Source organism: Roseobacter sp., from assembly GCF_045106495.1.
In the GTDB taxonomy this organism is placed as follows: domain Bacteria; phylum Pseudomonadota; class Alphaproteobacteria; order Rhodobacterales; family Rhodobacteraceae; genus Roseobacter.
In genome coordinates, this window is the sequence record NZ_JBGCEQ010000034.1 from 22,455 (window position 1) to 30,987 (window position 8,533).

General features: G+C 55.9%; 7 protein-coding genes. 1 reads left to right on the plus strand and 6 read right to left on the minus strand.

The annotated features are described in order from the left end of the window. Nucleotides 1–5: 5 nt before the first annotated feature. Genes AB8B75_RS18345 through AB8B75_RS18360 form a run of 4 tightly spaced genes read right to left on the minus strand, consistent with a single transcriptional unit; the run spans nucleotide 6 to nucleotide 4,831 of the window. Nucleotides 6–2,489, minus strand: coding sequence for a xanthine dehydrogenase family protein molybdopterin-binding subunit (locus tag AB8B75_RS18345; RefSeq protein WP_405364267.1), 2,484 nt, complete (start codon nucleotides 2,487–2,489; stop codon nucleotides 6–8). Between the two features lie 22 nt (nucleotides 2,490–2,511). Beyond that, complete coding sequence (locus AB8B75_RS18350; protein WP_405364268.1) at nucleotides 2,512–3,015, minus strand: (2Fe-2S)-binding protein; 504 nt, start codon at nucleotides 3,013–3,015, stop codon at nucleotides 2,512–2,514. 14 nt (nucleotides 3,016–3,029) lie between these two features. Continuing rightward, nucleotides 3,030–3,890: an FAD binding domain-containing protein gene (locus AB8B75_RS18355; RefSeq protein ID WP_405364269.1), complete on the minus strand. Its 861-nt coding sequence runs from the start codon at nucleotides 3,888–3,890 to the stop codon at nucleotides 3,030–3,032. Between the two features lie 20 nt (nucleotides 3,891–3,910). Continuing rightward, nucleotides 3,911–4,831, minus strand: coding sequence for an SMP-30/gluconolactonase/LRE family protein (locus tag AB8B75_RS18360; protein ID WP_405364270.1), 921 nt, complete (start codon nucleotides 4,829–4,831; stop codon nucleotides 3,911–3,913). 698 nt (nucleotides 4,832–5,529) lie between these two features. Between AB8B75_RS18360 and AB8B75_RS18365 the strand changes: the two genes are divergently transcribed. Continuing rightward, entirely contained in the window at nucleotides 5,530–5,655 is a 126-nt protein-coding gene (locus AB8B75_RS18365; RefSeq protein ID WP_405364271.1) for a hypothetical protein, read from the plus strand. Between the two features lie 516 nt (nucleotides 5,656–6,171). Here the strand turns inward: AB8B75_RS18365 and AB8B75_RS18370 are convergent. Both AB8B75_RS18370 and AB8B75_RS18375 read right to left on the minus strand, forming a co-directional pair. Then, nucleotides 6,172–6,558, minus strand: a complete 387-nt coding sequence (locus tag AB8B75_RS18370; RefSeq protein WP_405364272.1) for a DUF6481 family protein — start codon at nucleotides 6,556–6,558, stop codon at nucleotides 6,172–6,174. 306 nt (nucleotides 6,559–6,864) lie between these two features. Beyond that, on the minus strand, nucleotides 6,865–7,071 hold the full coding sequence (locus AB8B75_RS18375; RefSeq protein WP_405364273.1) for a cold-shock protein: 207 nt from the start codon (nucleotides 7,069–7,071) through the stop codon (nucleotides 6,865–6,867). Nucleotides 7,072–8,533: the final 1,462 nt, after the last annotated feature.

The following is an 8,533-nucleotide window of genomic DNA, read 5'->3' on the forward strand; positions in this document are numbered from 1 at the left end:
GCTCCTTATTCAGCGGCCACCGCAGCTTCCGCTTCTCTGATTAGCCCGCGCAGAATCGGCGGTGTCACGGGCAATGAGGCGATCTTAACCCCCTTGTCGCGCAATGCATCCTCGATTGCGCTGGTCAAAGCCGAGGGAGCACCGAGCCTGCCGCCTTCGCCGCCGCCCTTGATCCCGTATTCGGTGTATGGGCTAGGCGTTTCCACGTGACCGAGCTTGAAGTTGGTCGGCATCTCATGGACCGACGGTATCGCAAACTCGGCGAAATTCGGGTTGGTGAACTGCCCTTCAGCATCATAGACAAACTGCTCACTCAGCGTGGTGCCGATCCCATTGGCCGTGCCGCCCCACACCTGCCCGCCCAGAGTACGCGGGTTCACAATGGTGCCGTTGTCATGCACTGCGGCATAGTCGAGGATCTCGACCTTTCCGGTCTCCGGGTCCACTTCGACCGCGACCATGTGACAGATGTGGCCGACGATCGGATAGAAGATGCCCAGATGCTCCCTTTCAGGGTGCGGGTCGGTGGACAACGGGTGATCGTAAACCGCCGTGGTTTCCATCCCGCTGTCGAATTCTTCGCCGTCGGGAAAGCTGAGCCGGAAGAAGCTCGAGGTCAGCGCGATCTCGGCAAAGCTCTTCTCCTGATCTTTCAGCCCCTTCACGGCGACCATGCCACTACGCAGTTCCAGATCTTCTGGGCGCCGTTGCAGCATGTGCGCGCCGAAGCGTTTGAGCTTCTCCTCAAGCCGGATTGACGCGGTTACGCAAGCGCCGGCCACCATGGCAGTGAAGCGGCTGCCCTGCGGCCCGACGCCATTGAAGCCGGTCTGGCTGTCGGCGTAGTTGATCACGACATCCTCGGGGGCCACGGTCAGGCGCTCTGCAAGGATCTGCGTGACCATGGTTTCCGGGCTGTTGCCGACCATACAGGAATTCAGCGTGACGAAGAGCTTACCCGAGGGATCGATCCGCGCGGAAATACCCTCCGGTGTTGAGGTCAGGGTGAAGCCTGGCGTTTCAGTGTTGTTCAGCGACCACCACTCGGTCGGCCCGTAGACGCTGCGCTCCATGCAGGTCGCAACACCGACGCCGACACATCGCCCCTGGGCGCGGGCGGCCTGCGCCTTCTGCCGCCAGTTGCCAAGATCAAACAACTTGCGCGCCTCGCCCAGGACTTTCTGAAAGTTGCCGCTGTCATATATGTTGCCGGTGGGGATCATATAGGGAAATTCATCCGGCTGAATCATGTTCTGCTCGCGTAGCTCAAGAGGATCACGCCCAAGTTCTTCGGAGGCGGCATCGACCATGCGCTCCATTACCCAGTTGGTGACTTCCGAGCCGAATCCGCGATAGGGCCCTTGCTGGCACTTGTTAGTCAGCACCGCGACGACCCGCATTCCGAAGCTGCCGATGCGGTAGGGTCCGGTGACCTGTGCCATAGCATTGCCATGGGTGCCGACACCGAATTGCAGATAGGCGCCATAGTCGTCGAGCACGGTGAAGCGCATGGAATTGAACGTGCCGTCCTCCATCACCGCGAGTTCGCAGTCGTAAAGCCGGTCCGAGCCATGGCTGTCGGAATTGGTGAAATGCTCCAGCCGGTCCTCGATGTATTTCACCGGCACCCCCGCCAGCCGCGCGAGACCCGCCGTCAAGATGATGATCTTGTGGATAAACACTTTGGAGCCAAAGCTGCCGCCCGTGAGCACCGGAATCATCTTCAGCTCCCCTGGCGAGACGCGCAGGCTGCCACCAATCACAAAGGGGATGAAGCTATAGAAATTCGTGTTTGCGTGAATGGTATAGCCACCCTTGAACGCATCCCATTGCGCGACCACGCCGCACGTCTCGATCGCCTGTGCGGAGGAGCGATTCCACCGCAGACGCCGCCTAATCACCCGGTCTGCCGCGGCGAAGTCTTCCTCCACAGGGCCGAAGGCGAAACTCTCGTCTAGTGCGCAGTTGCTCTTGCGATCGTCGGGATGCAACACCGCATCTCCCGTTGCCTCAAGGGCAGCTTCGATGTCCACATTCGCCGGCAGCACCTCCCACTCGACCTCGACCAGTGCGGCGGCGTCCTCCGCGATGTAGCGGTCCTCAGCTACAACCGCAGCCACCACTTCACCCACATGGCGCACCTTATCCATCGCCATCGCGTGTTGTGGCACGGGGGGCGAGGCAAAGCTGGGACAGGGATCAACCACGGTTGCGAGATCTGCCCCGGTGTAGACGCCAATGACCCCGGGCACTTCCTTCGCTTTCGAAGTATCGATCGATATGATGCGCGCGTGGGCATGCGGGCTCGCAACCATGGCGGCATGGGCCATGCCTGGCACAACGATATCGTCGACGTAGCCGCCTTTTCCGGTCAGGATGCGCGGATCTTCCACACGCTTTATGCTTTGCCCGATCCAGGTCAGCCCGCTGCGCGGCTTCTCGCGCTGGCGGCTTGGTGGGATCACGTTGCTTTTCAGATGCGATGACATGGTGTCCTCCCCCGGCCCGTCTTCAGACCGGCTCTGCTGTTATTTCGACCTCGGGTGCGCGCAGCTTGCTGCCTGCCGCGCGGATCGCGTTTATGATATACTCGTAACCCGTGCACCGGCAGAGGTTGCCCGCGATAGCCTCGCGGATTTCAGCATCCGTCGGATCCGGTGTTCGAGCCAGCAACTCGCTAGCCGCGGCCAACATTCCAGGTGTGCAAAACCCGCATTGCAGGCCGTGCTCCTCCCAAAAAGCCTGCTGGATCGGGTGCAGTTCCCCTGCCCCGCCAAACCCCTCAACGGTCGTCAGATTTGCACCATCGAGTTGCACGGCGAACATCAGGCAAGACCGAACGGCGGCCCCGTCCACCAGCACATTGCAGGAGCCACAGACCCCATGCTCGCAACCCACATGGGTGCCAGGCAGAGCCAGTTCCTGTCGGATGAAATCACTGAGCAGCATGCGCGGGGGCACCAGCGCCTGACGTTCCCGCCCATTGACCGTGAGTGTGACTGCAATCTTCTCCATTTGATCCTCCCCGATCAGGTTACACGCGCAACGGCAGCGTTCAGGGCCCGTGGCGTCAGAGCGCAGACTAGATCGCGCCGATAAGCTGCGCTGACGCTCGCCGTTTCAAGTGGATCGAGTGCCGCTGCCGCGTCCTGCGCCGCGCTCTCGAACAGATCTGCACAAGGCACCTGACCCTGTAGTGCCTGCTCCATGGCGCTTAACCGCTGCGCGCAATCCCCAACACCCGCCGCCGAGATTCGCAGGTCCGTCAGCACACCGCTATCCACCCGCAACATGCAACCGATGGCGACCCAGGCGAAATCGCCCTTTCGCATGCTGACTTCCTCGAAACCCCAACCGCTGCCTGTCGCCGGTTTTCGAATCCGCACTTCCACCAGCATCTCGCCCGCGGCCCGCGCGGTTTCATAGGTTCCGGTGAAGAAATTCACGGCTGGAACCTGGCGCCTCCCATGGGCGCTGGCCAACACCATTTCCGCCTCCAGTACCTGCATCAGCGCCGGCATCTCCGAGGCTGGATCGGCGTGGCAGAGATTTCCGCAAAGCGTGCCCCGATTGCGCACCGCCGCATGGGCAATCCACTCATAGCTATGCGCGATTAAGGGCAGGCGCTCCGCAATCAACGGCGAAGACTGAATTGTCGCGTGTCGGGCCAGCGCGCCGATCACGATTTCGTCGCCCTCCTCTCGGATGAAATCGAGTTCGGCGATCCGGTTGATGTCGACCAGATGATCGGGCTGCGCGAGGCGGTAGTTCATCATCGGCACCAAGCTCTGACCACCTGCGAGAACACTGGCCTCTTCATGCTGACTCAACAGAGCCAATGCGCTTTGCAGATCCACGGGCCGATGATATTCAAAAGCTGCTGGTTTCATTGTGTCCTCCCTATTGTCGATCAGCCGGCAAATCTGGGTTCCGGCACCCCCTGAATTCCAAGACCTCGAATGCGAAAAAGCCCTCCGGCCGCGAACTGTGGTTTCGTTTCGACAGCAAATCCGTCATGTGCAGCGGGATGGCTGACACGTGCCATCGATGTCACATAGATCTCCATCAGATCCGGCCCTCCGAACATTACTGATGTGATATTGCGCACGGGCATCGAGATCTTGCGATCGACACTGCCATCAGGGGCATAGCGGATCAAATCACCAGAAATCACCTGAGCGTTCCACAGATAGCCGTCCGCATCGACGGTAGAACCATCAGCAAACCCCGCGTCCTCCGCAGTCGAGGCGAACACACGCCGATTCGAAGGCGTGCCTGTACTCAGATCATAGTTATAGGCCCAGATCTCGTTTTTGAACGTGTCAGCGAAATAGAACGTCTGATCATCCGGACTCCAGCAGGGACCGTTGGAGCAGATGATGCCCTCCTCGACTTTCGTCAAACTCAAGTCGGGATCGAGCCGCCATAGCCCGCAAATACCAAGCTCCTCCTGATCGTCCATACCACCTGCGAAGAAACGGCCTTCGCGGTCGCATTTGCCGTCATTCAACCGGGCGCGCGACGGGTCGTCATCGACGTGTGCGATAAGGTCGACCTCTCCGCTGTCGAAATTGAAGCCATAAAACCCATCCGCCAGCGCTAGCACCGCGCCACCCTTAACGCGCAGCGCCATGGCCCCCACATCCCGATCAAGCGCCCAGCTCTCCACATGACCAGAGGCGGGATCCATGCGCCAGATCGCGTCTTTGCCCACCCGCCTGCCGGTGCTATCCACCCAATAGAGGTGCTGCGTCTCAACATCCCAGAGAGGACCTTCCCCTAGATGGTTCTCGCAGCAGAGCAGACATTCTATTGAAAATTCAGGTGCCACGACGCTCCTCCCCGAGCGGTAAAATCTATCACTACCAGTAACTCTATTTTAATTTATACATTCGTACAATATTTTTATTTCTGATTAAATTCAATAATATAATTGGTAAGCCGAACCCTGTAGCGATTTCGGATAACCCGCCGGTACCACCAAAAGAATCGTAAAATGGGATCCATGCAGCGCCGAAAATCAATGCGCGATGCGGTGTGCTAACTGGGGTGCAACGGCAATCGGCGCCGCAATCACACTCACAAAAAATCGCTCACTGAAGGCGGCAAACACCTACGCAAGAACAAGTGCCCTGCAAGGGCGGATGACAAAATATCTGGCAAGATAAACGGGACCATTGCGTCAATTGCTGAACACTTGCCGTGATTGGATGGGAGGATGTCGTTATGCCCGGCAGACAATCGTTCAAGCGTCATTGGTTTCCAGCTTTGATCGTCTTAACTTCGGTTAGAATGTATTTGTTGTATCCGCTTTCATATCAGAATGTAGCAAACTTTTTCGCCGGGCATGGTCTCGATGTTGATCGCTCAACAATTGTCTTCTGGGTAAAAAATCTGGACCTGAGTTGCCTAAACAGGCGGAACAACAACAAAATTTTTCAAGCTTGAACAGGAACGTAGAGCAAGCTTTTTATCCGCGTTGGTAACAAATGGCGTCACCTGCGGCGTGCAATCGATGCCAATGGCCAATTGTTGGATATCAGGCTCATGATCATGCGCGACAGGAAGGCTACGAAAGACTTTCTGAACAAGGCAGTCGAACGCTTGCAGCTACTCCGTCCTGTTTCAATCTGTGCGAAAAAGGCGCGAACGTAGTGAAATGTGATCCGCAAAGTCATTCACCAATGCGATCCACATATGGTCTAAATCATTCATGTTGATCGAAAATTTCTCAATGCCGCGTTGCGAGTGACCATACCGCTTTGAAAAGGTTGTTCAGACACTGCCAAAAATTTTGATCGTTGAAGTCTGCAAAAGCGACTCTGACAATTATCGAGACTCTGAAGACAATTAAAAACGTGCACTTTCAAACCAATCAATCAGGCGTCCTAGACGAAATCGGCTTCACCCATGATCTCTATGGCTTGGCAGCATAAGCAAAAGGTCGTTCTCTGGAATTCTTGCGCCATTCTCCTTAACGCAAATGTCCATTGCCGAACTAAGAAAAACGACTGCGTTTCAAACCCTTGAGCAATGGCTTTAACCGCCCAAACACAGTTAGGGCGTGAACAGCGCTCTCGGTTCAAATTCCAGGCGCTGCGTAGCCGTAAAGCGGCTTAGAGTCTAAAATTGACGCATTGCTGTCGTCGTCGAACGACACTTTCAGCTCGATCAACGCTTTCGGTTTCGTCTCGCAGCATAGCGTCGATCTCGTTCTGCTTTGCGCTCTGCTTCACGCGCAGCAGTCTTCGCGATGACTTGATCGGCCGTCTCAGCAAGTTCCGCTTTAATCGCCGCTTCGCGCAGCGAAGCTTGCTCTGCTTCGCGCTTGGCATCCTCAGATTGCTGCCGCTCGAGGTCTTCTTTTTCCTGTAGAAGTTTTGCCGATTTGGCCCGTTGTTTCGCTTCGCGGGCAGCTGCCACTTCGTCTCTTCGAGCGCGCCCAGCAAGTCTCTCTGGATCATCCGCTGCCGCTCGGAAACGTTCAAGCCTGTTCTGTTTGGCTTCAGACGCGTTCTTGAGGCGCCCGTCAAATCGATCTTGTTCAGTGTTCTTCATGTGTTTTTCGGCTCACATTTTAGGTGCAGTGATCAGGGTGCTTGCACGCCGCTTCGATGCGGTGACGGCTTGGCAGCCTTCTGGCAAGCCTATTGGGATTCCATCCAATGCATCATGATTTGATGCAATGGGTTTGTAGCGCACTCTTTGCGATAGCATGGCGTGATACCAGGTAAACTTGAAAGAAGACGCGCCATAAACGGCGGGCGAGTAGCTTGAGGCTTTGCTTGGAAACTCAAATGCGGGCGCATCGTCTCCGATCCGCCCGCAATTATCTGTCAGATTTGTCCCTAATAGGGAGCAGCCTCAAGCCAACGCGAGATTTGCGGCGCTTTCGCGACCGTCGCGACCGGCCTCGATATCGAAAGTAACTTTTTGGTCGTCATTCAAGCCGGTCAGACCAGCGCGCTCTACCGCAGAGATGTGTACAAACACATCCTTGCTGCCGCCCTCGGGGGCGATAAATCCAAAACCTTTTGTAGAATTAAACCATTTTACGGTGCCATTGGCCATCGTATATCTCCTTTTTACTGCCCACGGAATGTGGCAGTGCGGCTATGTCAGTGCTAGATCGGGACACTGAGCCGTAAGGAGCAGATTTTCGATAGAGGTAACTTAACTCTCGTTGCTTAGATCCTCACGCCCAATTAAGCAAACCTTATTCGCTCTAAATCAACGATTTTTTTGTTTGTGATTGATGTTCGAAGCCATTTTTTTGGGTTTTGTTGTGTTCCAGGCGTGGCCTTTTGAATTTGTTAAACGCGCCGGCATTGAGCAGGACGCAACCAAGGATGAAGAGGAATCACACGTAAAACATCGAATGGACAGGCCTCACTATGGCTAGCCTTGCTGGTTTCATCGGCACCCCAAACGGAGCAAGTGTTCATTCCATGTCGACCTGAAGAGAAGTCAAAGTTGTATGCAGTGCCACATTGGGGATCTGCCCGATTTCGATCTACCTACGCGGCGTAGATGCGCCCGAGAAGTTGCAAATAGCGCGAAGCGGACCGGCCAGTGTTGGCGCTGCGGGGCTGGCGCGTCTTCGTTTGTCGCCGCATTTATCGACGGCAAAACAAATGCGTGCGATGCGCTGGATCGCGACCTTTATGGACAGATTACATTACGTTGCGAAGCATCAAGTGCTGACCTTGGCGCGACACTATTCGAAAACAGATTGGCTTCGGCGATTTCTGCAATCAAGCGAACACTATGTGCCGCTTGAGCAAATCGCTCGCGCTCAACTAGTTTGCATTTGGTAGACTGGCCCTCGAACACCTTGGGCATTTCGAGATGACAAGTCGAACCGCGCCTACCTCGCGACTTCGTGGCCTACTTTTAGAGAGCATCCTTTCACCGACGCCAATATGTAAGGATCGTTCGACCCCGGAGGGAAGTATAAGCCCGATGCGATCTAAATCCGCACTTGAAATCGAAACCTCAGATAAAGAACTTTGCAAAGTTTTGCGTTCGAACCAAAACAGATTTCGGTACCATTTGCGGCCTATGTCTGGATTGAGCCCCGATGTATGTACCGACTGCTGTTCGCAAGTGTTCAATTGCATGTTCCCAGGAAGTCGCTGATATGTATTTGGCCTTTGCACCGGCTTGTTAGTCGCCGTGGCCCTGTTTGGAGCACGCCCGCGCCGCTGTCTCATGAGTGACCAGATCTTTTAGGGCCATTTGGGGTCTCCGTCATTGGGTGCGCTGTTGTTCCGCTCCATGCAGGTGGGGTTGGCGAGCTTCGTTTACGGTTGGGGTCTGGTCAGACCGCTGCCGCTATCTCGTTTCCCTTCCAATCAAAACCTCGACTGGATTGCAGCATGCTCCTTGCGCCCCTTGCTCGCTTGTTGGCCAGGGCGACGCCGAATTCGTTGTGTTGCGTGCGCGTTGATACCGCCTCCAGCCATGTCCCAAAACCGAACTTGGGTCAGTTCTTCGGTCGCATCACGATGACCTGGGCGGCCTGCAAAAATAG